Origin of the sequence: Butyrivibrio sp. VCB2006 (assembly GCF_000420945.1) — a bacterium.
Classification (GTDB): Bacteria; Bacillota; Clostridia; order Lachnospirales; family Lachnospiraceae; genus Butyrivibrio.
In genome coordinates this window covers 63,174-80,170 of record NZ_ATVX01000003.1, presented here as the reverse complement: position 1 = coordinate 80,170, position 16,997 = coordinate 63,174, and the positions used below count along the sequence as shown (strand labels likewise).

The following is a 16,997-nucleotide window of genomic DNA, read 5'->3' as shown; positions in this document are numbered from 1 at the left end:
TTGCGATATGAGTAGTAAGAAAATAAAAGAAGATATGAAATACAAAAAGGATGATCTGCTTACCGTGGAGATCACTGATATAGGCAACGATGGAGAGGGCATAGGCAAGATAGACGGCTATACCCTCTTTATTAAAGATGCGGTAATTGGTGACAAGGTAAGCGCCAAGATCATGAAGGCCAAAAAGAATTATGCCTACGCTCATCTTGAGAAGGTTGCGGAATACTCACCATACAGACAGGAAGCGAAATGCCCTGTGGCTCGCCAGTGTGGTGGATGCCAGCTTCAGAATATGACCTATGAGAGACAGCTTGCTTTCAAACAGAACAAGGTTAGAAATAACATCGTTCGTTTGGGCGGCTTTGATGGCGATTTTATCGATGGCATCATGGAGCCAATCATTGGAATGGATGAGCCCTGGAGATACAGGAACAAAGCTCAATACCCTATTGGTACTGATAAGAATGGCAATCCTATAGCAGGTTTTTATGCAGGAAGAACACACAGCATTATTCCTGTGGATGACTGTCTTATTGGCATCCCTGAGAATAAAGAGATTCTGGACATCATCTTAAGTCACATGAAAAAGAATAGGATTAAGGCCTATGATGAAGCTAGCGGCAAAGGCCTTGTAAGGCATGTGCTTATCAGAAAAGGTTTTACCTCAGGACAGATTATGGTGTGCCTGGTGCTGAATTATAAAACGGCTGGAAAAGTTAAGGGAAATAATACTAATCAGAACGAGAATAGAACAGTAGCAGAATACATAAAAGGTCAGAACGATTTGGTTAAAGCACTTTCTTCTGTTTCCGGAATGACCAGCATATCTGTCAGCATCAATACAGACAAGACCAATGTTATCATGGGGCTGGAAGTTCACACTATTTGGGGCAAGGACGTTATTTCCGATACCTTGTGCGGTCTTGATTTCGAGATTTCACCATTATCTTTCTACCAGGTCAATCCTGCTCAGTGTGAAAAGCTCTATGGTCAGGCCATTACTTATGCAGGCTTAACAGGCAAGGAATCAGTTTGGGATCTGTACTGCGGAATCGGAACAATCACTCTTTCCATGGCTAAAAATGCCGGACATGTCTATGGCGTGGAAATAATTCCAGAGGCCATAGAGGATGCCAAGGCAAATGCTAAGAGAAACGGCCTTACAAATGCGGATTTCTTCTGCGGCAAGGCAGAGGAAGTTTTGCCTGAATTTTATAAGAGAGAATCTGAGAAGGCAGGAGATTCTGCAGATAATACTGCACTTCATCCTGATGTAATCGTGGTTGACCCTCCCCGTAAGGGTTGTGATGAGAAGTGCCTGGAGACCATGCTTAAGATGTCTCCGGATCGTATCGTATACGTTAGCTGCGACAGTGCAACTCTCGCAAGAGACCTCAGAATTCTTGTAGATGGTGGCTATGAACTTAAGAAGGTTCGCCCTTGCGATATGTTCTCCTGGTCAAGTCATGTTGAGACAGTAGCTTTTTTATCCTTAAAGATTGTAGAACTGTGATTATTTGTGGTAAAATTTTGCAGAAATACAATAATGAAGCGGTGACCCGGAATAATCCAGGCATCGACGGAGGATGAAAAGAGTATGAAAGAGTTTTTGAAGAGGAAGGATATCGAGATCTCCCTTAAGAGATACGGTATCGACGCGCTGGGAGCAATGGCGCAGGGATTATTTTGCTCATTACTTATTGGAACAATTATCAATACAATTGGTACACAGTTCCACATTCCATTTCTTATGCAGACAGTAGCAACAATAGCAGGTGTTGACTATACTGTCGGCGGACTTGCAACAGCTATGAGTGGACCGGCTATGGCAGTAGCTATCGGCTATGCACTTAAGTGTCCACCACTTGTATTGTTTTCTATGATCACAGTAGGATTTGCAGCTAACGCTCTTGGCGGAGCCGGCGGTCCTCTGGCAGTTCTTTTTGTAGCTATTCTTGCTGCTGAATTCGGTAAGGCAGTATCCAAAGAGACCAAGGTAGATATCCTTGTTACGCCACTTGTTACTATCGGAGTCGGAATTTTCTTTTCATGGCTCATTGCACCACCACTTGGAAGAGCAGCTATGTGGGTAGGTAACCTTATTATGTGGGCAACAGAGCTTCAGCCATTCCTAATGGGAATTCTTGTTTCAGTTCTTGTAGGAGTTGCTCTTACACTTCCTATATCATCAGCAGCAATCTGTGCAGCACTTCAGCTTACAGGCCTTGCAGGAGGCGCAGCTGTTGCCGGATGCTGTGCTCAGATGGTAGGTTTTGCAGTTATCTCTTTCAAAGAGAATAAATGGGGCGGACTTGTTTCACAGGGAATCGGAACATCAATGCTTCAGATGGGTAACATTATCAAAAATCCAAGAGTATGGATTGCACCTATCGTGGCGTCAGCTATTACAGGACCAATCGCAACCTGCGTATTTGGCCTTCGCATGAATGGCGCACCTGTTTCATCTGGTATGGGAACCTGCGGACTTGTTGGTCAGATCGGTGTTTATACCGGATGGGTCAAGGACGTTGCTGAGGGTAGCAAAGCAGCAATCACAGCTTTCGACTGGTTCGGACTTGTGATGATTTCTTTTGTTCTTCCTGCAGTATTCTCATTGATTATACATGCGGGTGTTAAGAAGCTTGGTTGGGTTAAAGACGGAGACCTTAAACTATGACAATTGGCGTTACGTCGCTAATATATGCAGCGATTATCTGCATACTGTTTTATATTCTGAAGGGGATTAGCAGAAAATATTTGTTAATGATAGCAAGTATTCTCTACATTTACTCCCTTAATAGGCTTGCCGGAATAGCAGTCCTTGTTGTTTCTGTGCTGACATGGGCAGCAGGACAGCTTGTGTCTATCTGGCAAAAGAAAAGTGAAAAAGCTGCAGCGGGCATTATGTCCGTTGCAGTTTCTATGTTTATTCTCAGTTTATTGATTTTTAAGTATGTTCCGGCCTATTTTTCAGATGCGGCCGGTGAGGATACATTCCTTACACAAATACTTATGCCAATCGGCTATTCCTTCTACGTTTTTCAAGCAATAAGTTACATAGTAGATGTGAAAAGAAAAACTATAGTAGCATCAAACAACATGGCAGATGTTGTGCTTTATCTTGCCTGGTTCCCAAAATTTGTAAGCGGACCTATTGAAAGATGGGAAGGTTTTTCTTCTAAGATTAAGGAACTTGGAAAGGTTAAGCTCCTGGACAAAGAGAGATGGAAGAGAGTATTGTACTATACTCTATATGGCGCGTTTATGAAGGTTGCGATAGCTGACCGCCTTGGAATTTATGTTGATAAGCTCTTTGATGGAGCACAGCTTCTGGGCAGTAGCTGGCTGTTTGTTGGAGCACTCTTTTACACGATTCAGATTTACTGCGATTTTGCAGGTTATTCATACTTTGCTATTGGTATATCCAAGGCATTTGGAATTGATCTTGTAACAAACTTTGATATGCCATATTGCAGTCAGAACATTACAGAGTTCTGGAGACGTTGGCATATGTCTCTGTCTTCATGGCTCAGGGACTATGTTTATATTCCTCTTGGAGGTAACAGAAAGGGCCCGGCCAGAAAGATAATAAATACAATGATAGTCTTTTTAATCTGTGGAATGTGGCATGGCGCAGGTAAGAACTTTATAGTCTGGGGACTTTTACACGGAGTCTTTTCAGCAATTGATAGTATTTGCAGAGATAAGGGATTTAAGACGCTTAGGACTGGCGTTCTTGGAAACGTCATCACATTTTTAGAGGCTTCTTTTGCCTGGATATTCTTTAGGGCTTCATCACTTTCGTCAGGAGTTAATTATGTAAAGTGCATGTTTACACATTTCGCAGGATATATTTCTTTTGCCGAAAACATGGAAAACATGAATCTTGTCATGATTGAGCTCGGAGTAATCATTGTTTCGATTATACTGATAGGAATCCTTGACAGAGTAGCATATTACAGTAAGTCTAACATTCCGGAAATGATAGCCTCAGCTCCTCAGGGCAGAAGATATATTGCATTTTATTTCTTGTTGATGTTACTGGTGATTTTTGGAATCTATGGACCTGATATTAGCACAAGACTCATTTATATGGAGTTTTAACCCAAATGAAAAAAATTGTAAGTTTATGTAAGTTCATATTGTTGGTGCTTGCGCTTGTTGTTTCGCTTACTTTTGTGGACAGGCTATTTAGCTTTAAGACTGCTCATGGAATAAAGCAGGCAAGGGATTTGTATGCTCAGCCAAAAGATACAGTTGATGTGGTGTTTCTTGGATCAAGCCATATGCACGTAAACATCAATACAGCTCTTTTGTGGGAAAAATACGGTATTGCGGCCTATGACTATAGCGGCGCAGAGCAGCCTCTTTGGATGACATATTACTATCTCAAGGAATTCTGCAAATATCAAAAGCCAAAGGTGATGGTTCTTGATTTCTTTGCTCCTGCAAATTTCCTGGACGACTACCAATACAAGTATATCGGGGACAATTTCTATGGCTTAAAGCCATCTGTCAATAAGCTTGGCATGCTTAAGGTTAGTGTTGAACCATCAAGAGTCTTGGAATTTTTCCCGGCGCTGGTTAGCTATCACATGAGGTATCAGGAGCTTGAACAGGCGGACTGGGATTATTTATCTGAGACCCAAGAGGACAAGAGTGCCTTTAAGGGATATACTCCGTATTTTAAGACTGGAGAGTGGGAAAAACCAGAATTTGATGCAGAGGATCCTCTGCCACTGACGGACAAGTCCTTGGAGTATCTTGATAAGATAATAGATTTTTGTAATGAAAATGAAATAGAGATGTTTTTTATCGTAACTCCTTATATCAAGGAATACGAGGCTGACCAAAGGTTTGAATATGTGGAAAGACTTTGTGCTGAAAGAGGAATCTGGTTCGAGGATGGCACCGAGATGTATGAAACTTTGGACTTGGATTTTTCGCAGGACTTCTTTGATTTTTCTCATTTGAATTACCGGGGAAGCTGCAAATATACAGATTATCTTGGAGCTGGACTCAAATTCAGGTTTGACATTCCTGATCATAGAGGTGATGAGAGGTTCGAGTCCTGGGACAGAAATGTAATCGCAATTCAGGAAGAGGTTGCGGAGGCAGGTTGGTAATACGACCTATGATATGAGAAAAACGATAAATATGATTAAGTAGAGTGTGGTCAGTGGAATGTTGAGAATGAACCATGAACATATAATAGCTTGTATAATCGGCGCAGCAATTGTGCTGATAGCATTTTTGATAGTTCATATTGTTAAAAAGATCAGGATGAAGCCCCTTCCGATGGACGAGATGGAGGGCCATGACTTCGAGTATTATTGCGCTGATATTCTGAAAGCCCATGGCTTCCTTGAAGTTGAAGTTACAAAGGGTAGTGGAGATTTTGGCGCGGACATCCTGGCTGAGAAGGATGGCGTGACCTACGCAGTTCAATGTAAGTGCTACGACAAGCCAATCGGAGTAAAGGCTGTTCAGGAGATATATGCCGGCCGAGACTACTATGATAGAATGGTCGGAGTTGTCATGACCAATCAGTATTTCACACAGCCTGCTGTTGAGCTTGCACAGAAGCTGAACATCATGCTATGGGATAGGGGCTACGTGGATGCCATGGCGGACGAGGACAAAGATAAGAGACGCTGATTTCTGCAATAATTTACTGGTGGAGAAGACTGGTGGAGATTAGTGATGAAGATTGCTGGTGAATTGCTGGTGAAGATGAGAAATTACTAGTAAATTCGAGAAAATGATAAAATACACGTAGTGGCATAGCTGTGTACTACTAGATACTACCAGTAAATCTGAGAAAACGGGAAAATACACGTAGTGCGATAGCTGTGTACTACGAGTAAATCAGAAAAAATAGAAATCCCAGTGTAGGAATGACTTCCGGTTTAAAAATCTACTACGAGTAAAACGGGCAAAATGAGAAATTACACGTAGCGATATAACTGGATACTACGAGTAAATCAGAAAAAATAGAAATCCCAGTGTAGGAATGACTTCCGGTTAAAAATCTACTACGAGTAAAATGAGCAAAATGAGAAATTACGCGTAGAGGTACTGTAGGAAACTACAAGTAAATCCGGAAAAACTGGAAAATACGCGTAGTAGGCTCGGATGATTAAGCGCAAGTAGGAAATATAAATTGGGGATATTGATATAAATAGAAAATACAAGTTGAGAATATAAATAGGACGAGTAATAATGATAATTGAAATACAAGATGATTTTGATCTTCAGAAAATAGCTGATAGCGGCCAGTGCTTCAGATTCAATAAATGTGGTGATGGTTATAGTGTGGTCGCAGGAAATCAATATCTTTTTATTAAAGATGTGTCGGGCGATTCCGGTGTAGAGACTGACATTATTATTGGGGCATCAGGCGATAAGGACGATAAAAATATTCTGGGTGGTCGGTATGAGCTAAGCTGTAATAAAAAAGAGTTCGAGGCGTTCTGGAAAAACTACTTTGATCTGAATAGCAGTTATAGCGATATAAGGAGCCTGATCGACAAGGCAGAAGATGAATACCTTTATAATGCTTCTGAATTTGGGCAGGGCATCAGAATCCTTCAGCAGGATCCCTGGGAGATGCTGATTTCTTTTATCATATCCCAGAGAAAAAACATTCCTGCAATTAAGGCTTCAATCGAGAAAATATGCGCGCTTGCAGGACATAAGATAGCTGTGGACGCAGAAGGAAATGATGTATTTTCTTTTCCTACTCCAAAGGAACTGTCTAAGCTGACTGTTGCACAACTATCAGGATGCAGCCTCGGCTATAGAGATAAGTATGTATATCAGGCTGCACAGGATGTGGTAAGCGGAGCAGTAAATCTTGAGAGCTGGAAAGAAATCGATGATGATGCTCTCATGCAGAAACTTCTGGCATTGTATGGCGTTGGGGTTAAGGTTGCCAACTGCGAGATACTCTTTGGTTACCACAGATTAGATGCTTTTCCTAAGGATGTCTGGATTAACAAAGTGCTTGATAGCCAGTATCCACAAGGCTTTTTATTTGACAAGTACAAACCTTATAATGGGGTTATGCAACAATATTTATTCTTTTATTCAAGAACAAATGGCGCGGAAACTACGTAAAAATGTGTAGTTTTCTGCGCTTTTCTATTGTGCATCAGGCTCAGATATGCTATATTCCTATTAAAATTTGACACTTTCCTGTGATGAAGCGTTAGAAATAGCGCTTGGGGGACATTATAGATTGTTGGGGAACAATTTATGGAGAGAGAATATAGGATTTCAAGGGGAGTCATTGCCATTCTGACGGCTTTAATATCATACATAGCACTGATTAATGAGCATATTTCTGTAAAGATCTATGGTATTTTTCTTTTTACCATTGTTGCTTTTCTTTTAAGTTTCCTAGGTACAAAAGTTAGTAAAAAAATGATTTTTATAGGTGATAAAGTATCAAACATCGCTCTGCGTATATGTTATTACGTGGGTTTACTTGTGGCGATCTTAGTTTTGTCGGCTACCTTTTTTACTGTATTCACATCGATTTCTGATTATATAGATACAAGTAATATGGAATTTGCAGCTGCTCTTAGTATCGCAATTGTGATTGTTACAATATGCTGTCTGTTTTTTATCATGTTGATCGTGCCATATATTCAGTCACTGATTGTTCTGATTATAAGAAGGATACTGAGAGAAAAAGACTTGGGTGCAGATGAATAAGGATACGATATCCTGCAGCTATGTAGTTTTGCGTGGGGAGCGAAATGATTGCAGGGGTGAAATATAAGTTTATTTATAAAGGAGAAGTTGTATGAAAAAAGTTGTTACAAGTGTGTATGGACGAATTGCGCTTGCTTTATTAGCTGTAGCAATAATCGTCCTGGTGGCTGTTGCTGTATCAGGAGGTAATAAGCCATCAGAAGAGAATCAAGTAGCGGACAATGATGTTGTTACCATTCAGACAGAGGAAGTGCCATTGGCAGATACTCCAGTAGAGGAAGCATCCAAGGAAGAGCCTGCAGAAACAGAACCTGCTGTAGCTTCCGATAATGCAACTACAGAGAGCACAGAAGGTGCTGCTGTAAAAGGGGAAAAGAGAACTACCACAACTGGCAACAATAACTCAACTGTTGCAAAGGCAACAACTAATGAAAATTCAACAAGTGTTGTTAAGCCAGTAGAAACAACAAATGTTGTAAAGACAGCAAATGCTACTAATTCAGGTAATGCCTCTGGGGAAACAGGAAGTACAGAGTCTAATACCAATAGTGGCAATGCGGGAAATGATTCGCAGAGCGAAGGCAACAAATCACAGGGTTCTGGTTCTTCAGCAAGTACATCTGCACCAGCACCAGGATCTTCAGGTGCGCCTTCTATCGAAATGTCAGAAGCTGAGAGATATTATTCTGAAAGTGGGAAAATAGTTAGTATAGTGGATGCAGCGACATCTCCAGATAATCTTACAGAAACTGAAGTGGCAGATCTTTTAGCTGAAAGAGGATTTACTAAATATCCAATTACTTACGAATATGCGATGGGCGGAGAATATACAGATGATGCAGAAGTTACAGGTAATGCTAGTATATGCCGTCCTATGTATGAAACGGATTATATAAGCAGTAATGGAGAGCTATGGCATATTTTTGTAATAAATGGCAAGGTTATTACTAATCCGGTTTCTTATAATTTACATTCAACGCACCCTGTACAGCTTCTTGTTTCAGAAGCAAATGAACTCACTAGTTATGATGATGAGACAAATAAGTATTTTGTTACCGTTCCATATGACTCAACAGTAATAGTCAAGGTTATTGATAGAATAGATGCAGATACATTGAATGGCATAACAAGTGAGGAGATCGATGGATTATGATAAAAAAAATAAATAGTGTTTTGTTAGCATTTGTAATAGTTTTTTTAATGCTTTTTTCCAATACAAGTATGACAGCTAGGGCGGCTGAAGATTACTCTGATCCAATGATTGTGGTGTCATTGGGTGATTCTTATTCATCTGGAGAAGGCATAACACCATTTTACGGTCAGGAAAAGAATGTTTATGAGAAAATAAGAGATCGTGATTGGTTGGCACATAGATCTACAAAAGCATGGCCAAGTTTGCTTGAAGTTCCTAATTATGGAATAACAGGCAATCATCGTAAAAAAGAAAAAAGTAACGACAACTTTCAGTGGTATTTTGTTGCTTCATCAGGAGCAGTGTCTACGGATTTGTATTTTACAAAACAGCATAAAAGTGCGTTTCAAGAAGAATCGGTATGGATTGGAATGACTCCAACCCTGATGCCTTTTTATTATTCTGATGATTTACCGGTTCAGAATGATATCTTCAATACGATAGATCGATATGGCAAAGTTGATTATGTTACCATGACAGTCGGTGGTAATGATGTAGGGTTCGAAGATATTATTTCACTATGTGTGAAGAAAAGTACCTATCTTGGCAGTAAAAAATTAAAGAATAAGTTAGATGATCTTTGGGCTAATATTGACAATACAATGCGGGATCTCAAAACCACATACAAGGCAGTGAAGTCTGCGGCTGGATCGCAGGCAGCTATTATCGTTGCGGGATATCCTAAACTTTTGGATAAAACAGGAAAAGGATTCACGTTTAGCCTGGAAGAATCAACAATGGTCAATAATAAAGTTCATGATTTTAATCGAAAGATAGAAGAGACCGTAAAGCAGTGTAGAGATGAAGGAATGAACATATATTTTGTCAGTGTTGAAGAAGCGTTTGACGCTGACGGGGGACATCAGGCTTTTTCTGATGATCCATGGCTTAATGGAGTATGGACGCATCAATCTGAAGATATAAATGATGTAAATCCAATCAGTGCATATTCCATGCATCCAAATGCTGAAGGGGCTAAAGCTTATGCAAGATGTGTCAATGCTAAAATTGCTCAACTTGAGAATAGCAAGCGAGAAGGGTCCTTATCAGGAAAGGTTTGTTTGGCATCGAAAAGAGATGTAGCAGTTCCATTTGCATTGGTCAGAGCAAAGAGTAATACCAGAAGTTGGGATAGTGACTTAGGATTGACTGATAACGATGGTGAATATAGTTTCAAACTCGAAGAGGATAATTATTTAATACAGATAAATGCGCTAGGCTTTATTCCTTTTACGGCGTATGCTACAGTCACGGAAAATAAGAATACGTTCATGGAGACATTCCTTCTTGTTGCTGGTAGAGAAGGTGAAGAAGGTGTTGCAAAGGGAAAGATTAAAAATTCAATTACTGCGCTTGGTGTTCCTGAAGCAGATATAGAAGTGCGAAAAGGATGGAATAACGCATCAGAAGGAGATGTACTTGCGACAAGTAAGACAGATTCTAATGGAAATTATACTTTGGGGCTTCCTTTAGGTAATTATACTTTATCCGTAAGTAAGAATGGTTTTATTACTAGCTTGACAAACATAATAGTACAAAGGACAGTTACCGAAAATCAAGATGGTGAACTCACACCTATTGGATCAGGTGATGACTTCAGAATTGTTCTTACATGGGGGGAGAACCCAAGAGACCTAGACTCGCATGTTTATGGGCCATTATCTAATGGATGGTATTTTCATGTATATTACAGAGATAAGTCTTGCTATGATGATGGAGAGGAAATATGTAATCTTGATGTGGATGATACAACGAGTTATGGACCTGAAACTATTACTTTGAAAGCTAAACTGTCAAGCCCATATTACTATTATATTCACAGGTACGCTGGAACTGGAACGATATCAACTTCGGAGGCAGTAGTTAAGGTTTATCAGAAAGATGAGCTAATACAGAAGTTTAATGTTCCTACAGGACTTAGCAACGGAGATTATTGGAATGTATTTGCTATAGTAGATGGTCAGATTATTCCACACAATACTATGGGCTCTTATCCGGATTTTGAATACGCAGGTAATGGCATTAACTCCTCCCTTCGCCTGATGCGTGTAGGTACAAGCTTCCTTGATGAATTGCTTAACCTCAATGCTAAGAAGGATGGAGATGTTAAGGAAGAGGCAGCAGCTTCGGCAAGTTCAAGCATAGACGAGAATGAGGCAGCAGCTTCTGCTAGTTCAAGTGTAGATGAGAATGAAGCAGCGGCCTCAGCAAGCTCAAGCGAAGATGTAGCTGCAGCAAGTACTTCAGGATCATCAGTTGAAGCAAATGTTGACAGCGCAGCTGTATCTAAGTCAGAGGATGATGAAAAGTCAGCAGAGAGTTCAAGCGCAGATGGTACAACCACTGCTGATTCCAGCGCAGAAGCATCAAGTGCTGTAAGCTCAGGCGCTGCGGCTTCTGGTTCAACTAGCTCAGATAATGCAGGCACAGGAAGTTCTGTATCTGAGGGCTCGGGATCAGAAGAGCCAAACCCAGATAGTGCTAGCGCTGGAATGTAAAGAGCTCGGTAGTATCAGATAAGTAAGTAAAATAATGAAGGCAGCGCCTCGTGCGCTGCCTTTATCAACTAAATCAAAAAACTTCGGTATTATTTTCGGCATGTGTTGAAGTAACAATAAGTCCTGTCATTTTCTCAACCTGTCCGGTATATACAAACGGGTCCCAATGTATATTTGCTCTGTTATACTTTCGGTCTTCAAGTTTGAGATTACCGAAAATGTATTTTTCACCATCGCAGATATAATAAAAATTATTGAATGTTCTGGAAAAATCAGTGTCACTTGCATCTCTTGAACTTACAGGATCTGCCTCGAGAATGCATTGATCATAGCCAAATTCATACTCTTTTCCATCTATTCCTGTAAACTTATAGTGATACCAATCTCCTTCAACTGGGATACCTTGCCTCTTGAGAAGTTTGTAAAAAGATGAGTATGGGAGAGTTCCATCGTAGTCTGTAAAAATTTCTTCCGCCTCATCTGTTGCTTCGCCATCAACCACTGCATAGTAATATCCATCCCAGCCATATCCATGAATTTCTAGCCTATCTTCGTATGAAAATTTAGAATAGATATCCACAAGGCCCTTTTCTACAGCCCAGTCCAAATAGTACTTTTCCATTTCAGTTTTGTAGTAATCTGAGTTGAACGAATCAACATTGTCATCATTTATATTTGCAAGATGTTCAGATTCAAACAAAGCCTGATAGATCAGCTCTTTTGGAACATCTTCCAGATAATACTGACTATCTGTCACTCCATCTACCCTTATGGTGTCAGTGTATCTTCCCTGAACATGACTCCAAGGAATCATATCTTTTGAAAAACCATGGCTTTTATATAGTTCCACAATCTTATCTGTAGTTTCCATGGCAGATTGCATATCTTCATAAAAGGTCAGCGGTCCAATCTCAAAATCCGGGGCATATTCCTGATGAGCCTGCAAGACTGAAGGCCATTGCTCCTGTGGATAAATGGCATAAAAAAGCTCATCCTTAAAGTTGTCATCCCAATACCAAGTAACCGCCCCGATCATGTTACTACTTGCATTCCTGAAAACATAAAAGGTCAGTTCTTTATCCAGATTATATTTATCTGTTGAGACTTCATAGACATCTGACTCACCCTCACCACTAATTTTCTTAATTGAACATTGCTCAGGATCCAAATCGAGCCACTCAATATGACGTTCGAGACTACCTTCCTCATATTTGTAGTGACGCTCTTTACTACCCAACGGTGAGCAGCCTGTAAATAACAATGTTGTAATTACTGCCATACATATGACGGATGCGAATGTGATCTTTTTCATGTTCTTTCCTCGATGGCGTTCAATATCAACTATTCTTGAGTACTGTAATAAGTCCTTCGTAGTCAACATCGCCCTGAAGCTGTTTGCGCTCGTAGCTGCTTAGTTCCTTAATTTTATTCTCAAGTTCCTCTGCTGTCAGTGGTTCATCTGTATGATTTTCATAGTAGGACTCGGAGTATTCCATATTGCTATTAGCCTCAAGCTCGGCATGCCTTTCTATAATATCTAACAATCAAGCAAATGAAAATGTTGAATTGTACACGAAATAAAAAGAATAATCTGAGACTGAGACGTTCTTTGATATATTTGTACATATACAACTTGGCAAAATTGTATATATTAGTCATTGACGGAGTATTTGCAGGCACACTACAATGGTAGACGTATTGAGGGGAATAAACATTATCATAAAACACATACAACTTGTGCAAAACAATACAAGTTGATAAATGTATCCTGTAGTTTTACTAGCATTCATCCCATCAATACGACAAAAAATAATCGAGTGGTGATCTAATTGGCTAAGTATCAGAAGATTATAGATTGGATAAATGAAAATATAGATTGCGGTAAGCTGGGCTCAGGGGACAAGATTCCTTCTGAAAATGAGCTCTGCGAGATGTTTGGCCTTAGCAGGCAGACAGTAAGGCATGCTATTCAGAAGCTTTCTGAGGATGGCCTTCTTGAGAGCAGACGTGGAAGTGGTACGTATGTGGCTGATCAGCATGCTGAGGATGGCAATAAGTCCGTTGTGGCGGTTGTTACAACCTACGTTGATGACTACATTTTCCCTAGCACCATCAGAGGGATTGAGAGTACGCTTAGTGCCAAGGGTTATTCCATGCAGCTTTCTTTTACCAACAATACAACTGGTAAGGAGAGACAGATACTGGAAGATCTGATGGATAGAAACGATGTAGCTGGAGTGATCATGGAGCCGGTTAAGAGTGCTCTTCCAAACCCTAACATAGGTCTTTACAAGAAGCTTATCGACAAGGGAATGAAGTTTCTTTTCATAAACAGCTACTATCCTGAGCTTGATATGCCCCATGTATCTATCAATGATGAAGAGTGCGCCTACAGAGCGGTTAAGGCTCTGGCAGATGCGGGGCACAAGAGCATAGGATGCGTTCTCAAGCTCGATGACGGACAGGGAAGAGAGAGGTATCGCGGATATCTTCGTGCAATGACTGAATGCGGACTATCTTTTACCTATGACCATGTGAACTGGATTGATACCATAGATATTAAGGATGGTAAAAGAGCTCTCTCTAGAGTAAAAGAGAGACTTAAGGGATGCACAGCTGTATTTTGCTACAACGACCAGGTGGCCGGAATGCTGATGCAGGTTCTTATGGATGATGGAATGAAGCTTCCAAGAGATATGTCCGTAATTGGAATGGATGATTCAGACATGGCCAAGATAGGAGTTGCGGGGGTAACGATTTCTTCTATTCCACATCCTAAGGCAAGACTTGGCGAGAAGGCGGCGCAGAACATGATCCGCCTGATACACAGCACTAATAAGGCCGGAAGTGCTACCTATGAGTTTGCAGAAGATGTGATTTTGAGGGATTCTGTCAGGACCATCTGATAAAAAGCATGACTAACCATAACATTAGAAATAATAATCATTAACAACTAACATATAGGAAAAAGGAGAGAATGACTATGGGTGATGTAAAAAGTTTAATTGCTGAGGGAAAGACACTGCTTGGTATTGAGTTTGGTTCCACAAGAATCAAGGCAGTACTTACAGACTATGAGTATAATCCAATCGCATCCGGCTCACACGGATGGGAGAACAGACTGGATAACGGAATCTGGACCTACACTATTGATGACATTTGGACAGGACTTCAGGACTGCTATCAGAAGCTGGCTGAGGATGTTGAAAAGAAATACGGAGAGAAGCTTGTTAAGATCGGTGCAATGGGATTTTCCGCAATGATGCACGGTTATATGGCTTTTGATAAGGATGGAGAGCTTCTTGTTCCATTCAGAACCTGGAGAAACACAATTACAGAGAAGGCTTCTGATGAGCTTACAGAGCTCTTTGGATATCACATTCCACAGAGATGGAGTATTGCTCACCTCTATCAGGCAATTCTTAATGGTGAGGAGCACATCTCCAAGATCGACTTCTTCACAACACTTGCTGGCTACATTCACTGGCAGCTCACAGGTGAGAAGGTTCTGGGCGTAGGCGATGCATCAGGTATGTTCCCTATCGATTCCAAGACATGTGATTATCAGCAGAAGATGCTTGACCAGTTCGATGAGCTCATCGCAGGCAAGAACCTTGGCTGGAAGATTAGAGATGTACTTCCTAAGTCACTTCCTGCAGGCGCAGCAGCAGGAACACTTACAGCAGAAGGTGCTAAAAAGCTTGATCCTACAGGAACACTTCAGGCAGGAATCGCTGTATGTCCTCCTGAGGGAGATGCAGGAACAGGTATGGTTGCTACAAACTCTGTTGGCGTTAGAACAGGTAATATCTCAGCAGGTACTTCAGTATTCTCAATGGTAGTTCTGGAGCACAGCCTTTCCAAGGCATATCCTGAGCTTGACCTTGTTACAACACCAAGCGGCGAGGAAGTAGCTATGGTACATTGCAACAACTGTACTTCAGACCTCAATGCATGGGTAGGGCTCTTTAGAGAGTTTGCAGGTGCAATCGGCCAGGATATCGATGACGACACACTCTACGGAACACTTTATCGCAAGGCTATGGAAGGCGACGCAGACTGCGGCGGACTTCTTGCATATAACTATTTCTCAGGCGAGAGCATCACAGGCTTCAACGAGGGAAGACCTCTCTTTGTAAGAAGACCTGATGATAAGTTCAACCTTTCTAACTTCATGAGAACACATCTTTACACAGCACTTGGTGCCCTTAAGGCAGGTAACGATATCCTTATGAAGGAAGAGAACGTTAAGGCTGACTTCTTCTTTGGCCAGGGTGGATTCTTCAAGGTTAGAGGCGTTGGTGACAGAGTAATGGCAGCAGCCCTTGATACACCTATCAAGCTTATGGAGACAGCAGGAGAAGGCGGCCCTTGGGGACAGGCAATCCTTGCAGGCTTCATGCTTCAGAAAGAAGATGGCGAGACTCTTGAGAAGTTCCTCAATGAGAAGGTATTTAAGTCAGGCAAAGTTGAGACATTTGAGCCTGTAAAAGAGGATGCAGAAGGCTTTGATAAGTTTATGAAGGACTACAACGCTGGTCTTGCAGTAGAAAGAGCTGCAGTTGATTCACTTAAGTAATCACTTGACGAGGTATTTACGAGTCTAGTGTACTACTTAGTTCTGGCGAGCGCAGCGAGAGCAGAACATCATTAAGAGGAGAACAAAATGTTAGAAGAACTCAAGAAAAAAGTATATGAAGCAAATATTCTTTTACCTAAGTATGGTCTTGTAACCTTCACTTGGGGAAATGTAAGTGCAATTGACAGAGAGAGCGGACTTTTCGTAATCAAGCCAAGTGGTGTTGACTACGAGACCATGACTCCGGACGACATGGTAGTTATGGACCTTAACGGCAATAAGGTTGAGGGTAAGCTTAATCCTTCATCTGACACACCAACACACGTTGAGATCTACAAGGCCTTCAAGGAAGTTGGCGGCGTTGTGCACACACATTCATCCTATGCTACAAGCTGGGCTCAGGCAGGAAGAAGCATTCCTTGCTACGGCACAACTCATGCAGATTATTTCTATGGCGAGATCCCATGTGTAAGATGTCTTACCAAGGATGAGATTGAGGATGCATACGAGGAGAATACAGGACACCTCATCGTCAATGAATTCGAGCGCATGGGAAAAGACCCAGTGGCTGTTCCTGCTGTTCTTTGCAAGAACCACGGCGTTTTCAGCTGGGGAAAAGATGCTCACGAGGCAGTTCACAACGCAGTTGTAACTGAGGAAGTTGCTAAGATGGCTTACAGATGCGAAGTAATCAATCCTCGCGTTATGCCTGCTCCACAGGAGCTCCAGGACAAGCACTATTACAGAAAGCACGGTGCTAACGCTTATTACGGACAAAGGTAATCACTTAGCGAGGTATTATCGAGCTTAGTGTACTACCTTGTTCTGGCGAGCGAAGCGAGAGCAGAACGTCCTATTTTTTTAGCACTATATAGTAAAATCTCGGCAAAAATTAACATAGATAATTGATTTTCATTATGATACATTGTATTTGCGTTAAGAATTTGAAACAGAAATGCATATGTACTGTGCGTTTTGTGAGAACATGATGCAAGGAAAAAAGTGGAGG

Annotated in this window: 14 protein-coding genes; 12 read left to right on the top strand and 2 right to left on the bottom strand. The window is 41.2% G+C overall.

The window, feature by feature from the left end; all coding sequences use genetic code 11:
• Positions 1 to 7 precede the first annotated feature (7 nt).
• The 9 genes from rlmD (at position 8) to G613_RS0103145 (ending at position 11,409) form a co-directional block, all read left to right on the top strand.
• Complete coding sequence (gene rlmD, locus G613_RS0103185) at positions 8 to 1,513, top strand: 23S rRNA (uracil(1939)-C(5))-methyltransferase RlmD (RefSeq protein ID WP_242826121.1); 1,506 nt, start codon at positions 8 to 10, stop codon at positions 1,511 to 1,513.
• A gap of 84 nt (positions 1,514 to 1,597) precedes the next feature.
• Positions 1,598 to 2,677 carry a PTS transporter subunit IIC gene (locus G613_RS0103180; RefSeq protein ID WP_029231279.1) on the top strand — a complete coding sequence of 360 codons (1,080 nt, stop codon included), beginning with the start codon at positions 1,598 to 1,600 and terminating at the stop codon, positions 2,675 to 2,677.
• A gap of 86 nt (positions 2,678 to 2,763) precedes the next feature.
• On the top strand, positions 2,764 to 4,104 hold the full coding sequence (locus G613_RS0103175; RefSeq protein ID WP_196805031.1) for an MBOAT family O-acyltransferase: 1,341 nt from the start codon (positions 2,764 to 2,766) through the stop codon (positions 4,102 to 4,104).
• Between the two features lie 5 nt (positions 4,105 to 4,109).
• Entirely contained in the window at positions 4,110 to 5,126 is a 1,017-nt protein-coding gene (locus tag G613_RS0103170) for a hypothetical protein (protein WP_029231277.1), read from the top strand.
• A 67-nt stretch (positions 5,127 to 5,193) separates the two neighbouring features.
• Positions 5,194 to 5,658, top strand: coding sequence for a restriction endonuclease (locus tag G613_RS0103165; protein WP_029231276.1), 465 nt, complete (start codon positions 5,194 to 5,196; stop codon positions 5,656 to 5,658).
• Positions 5,659 to 6,222: 564 nt separating this feature from the next.
• Entirely contained in the window at positions 6,223 to 7,119 is an 897-nt protein-coding gene (locus tag G613_RS0103160; RefSeq protein WP_029231275.1) for a DNA-3-methyladenine glycosylase family protein, read from the top strand.
• 138 nt (positions 7,120 to 7,257) lie between these two features.
• Positions 7,258 to 7,719: a hypothetical protein gene (locus G613_RS0103155; RefSeq protein ID WP_029231274.1), complete on the top strand. Its 462-nt coding sequence runs from the start codon at positions 7,258 to 7,260 to the stop codon at positions 7,717 to 7,719.
• Positions 7,720 to 7,810: 91 nt separating this feature from the next.
• Entirely contained in the window at positions 7,811 to 8,872 is a 1,062-nt protein-coding gene (locus tag G613_RS0103150) for a hypothetical protein (protein WP_029231273.1), read from the top strand.
• 47 nt (positions 8,873 to 8,919) lie between these two features.
• Positions 8,920 to 11,409 (top strand): carboxypeptidase regulatory-like domain-containing protein, encoded by a 2,490-nt coding sequence (locus G613_RS0103145; RefSeq protein ID WP_196805030.1) that lies wholly within the window; start codon positions 8,920 to 8,922, stop codon positions 11,407 to 11,409.
• 73 nt (positions 11,410 to 11,482) lie between these two features.
• Here the strand turns inward: G613_RS0103145 and G613_RS0103140 are convergent, their stop codons facing one another.
• Both G613_RS0103140 and G613_RS19410 read right to left on the bottom strand, forming a co-directional pair.
• Positions 11,483 to 12,721: a hypothetical protein gene (locus tag G613_RS0103140; RefSeq protein ID WP_029231271.1), complete on the bottom strand. Its 1,239-nt coding sequence runs from the start codon at positions 12,719 to 12,721 to the stop codon at positions 11,483 to 11,485.
• Positions 12,722 to 12,746: 25 nt separating this feature from the next.
• Positions 12,747 to 12,905, bottom strand: coding sequence for a hypothetical protein (locus G613_RS19410; RefSeq protein WP_155828021.1), 159 nt, complete (start codon positions 12,903 to 12,905; stop codon positions 12,747 to 12,749).
• 333 nt (positions 12,906 to 13,238) lie between these two features.
• Between G613_RS19410 and G613_RS0103130 the strand changes: the two genes are divergently transcribed.
• From G613_RS0103130 to G613_RS0103120, 3 genes are all read left to right on the top strand, one after another.
• Positions 13,239 to 14,315, top strand: coding sequence for a GntR family transcriptional regulator (locus tag G613_RS0103130; RefSeq protein WP_029231270.1), 1,077 nt, complete (start codon positions 13,239 to 13,241; stop codon positions 14,313 to 14,315).
• 77 nt (positions 14,316 to 14,392) lie between these two features.
• Complete coding sequence (locus G613_RS0103125; protein WP_029231269.1) at positions 14,393 to 15,988, top strand: xylulokinase; 1,596 nt, start codon at positions 14,393 to 14,395, stop codon at positions 15,986 to 15,988.
• An 87-nt stretch (positions 15,989 to 16,075) separates the two neighbouring features.
• The gene (locus G613_RS0103120; protein WP_029231268.1) at positions 16,076 to 16,771 is read left to right on the top strand and encodes an L-ribulose-5-phosphate 4-epimerase; all 696 of its coding nucleotides are present in this window, start codon (positions 16,076 to 16,078) and stop codon (positions 16,769 to 16,771) included.
• Positions 16,772 to 16,997: the final 226 nt, after the last annotated feature.

Excerpts from the sequence above, each read along its gene's own strand:
- G613_RS0103145 (WP_196805030.1), top strand. The coding sequence starts at position 8,920 with ATGCTTTTTTCCAATACAAGTATGACAGCTAGGGCGGCTGAAGATTAC.
- G613_RS0103155 (WP_029231274.1), top strand. The coding sequence starts at position 7,258 with ATGGAGAGAGAATATAGGATTTCAAGGGGAGTCATTGCCATTCTGACG.
- rlmD (WP_242826121.1), top strand. The coding sequence starts at position 8 with ATGAGTAGTAAGAAAATAAAAGAAGATATGAAATACAAAAAGGATGAT.
- G613_RS0103125 (WP_029231269.1), top strand. The coding sequence starts at position 14,393 with ATGGGTGATGTAAAAAGTTTAATTGCTGAGGGAAAGACACTGCTTGGT.
- G613_RS0103170 (WP_029231277.1), top strand. The coding sequence starts at position 4,110 with ATGAAAAAAATTGTAAGTTTATGTAAGTTCATATTGTTGGTGCTTGCG.
- G613_RS0103160 (WP_029231275.1), top strand. The coding sequence starts at position 6,223 with ATGATAATTGAAATACAAGATGATTTTGATCTTCAGAAAATAGCTGAT.
- G613_RS0103180 (WP_029231279.1), top strand. The coding sequence starts at position 1,598 with ATGAAAGAGTTTTTGAAGAGGAAGGATATCGAGATCTCCCTTAAGAGA.
- G613_RS0103140 (WP_029231271.1), bottom strand. The coding sequence starts at position 12,721 with ATGAAAAAGATCACATTCGCATCCGTCATATGTATGGCAGTAATTACA.
- G613_RS0103165 (WP_029231276.1), top strand. The coding sequence starts at position 5,194 with ATGAACCATGAACATATAATAGCTTGTATAATCGGCGCAGCAATTGTG.
- G613_RS19410 (WP_155828021.1), bottom strand. The coding sequence starts at position 12,905 with ATGGAATACTCCGAGTCCTACTATGAAAATCATACAGATGAACCACTG.
- G613_RS0103150 (WP_029231273.1), top strand. The coding sequence starts at position 7,811 with ATGAAAAAAGTTGTTACAAGTGTGTATGGACGAATTGCGCTTGCTTTA.
- G613_RS0103175 (WP_196805031.1), top strand. The coding sequence starts at position 2,764 with ATGATAGCAAGTATTCTCTACATTTACTCCCTTAATAGGCTTGCCGGA.
- G613_RS0103120 (WP_029231268.1), top strand. The coding sequence starts at position 16,076 with ATGTTAGAAGAACTCAAGAAAAAAGTATATGAAGCAAATATTCTTTTA.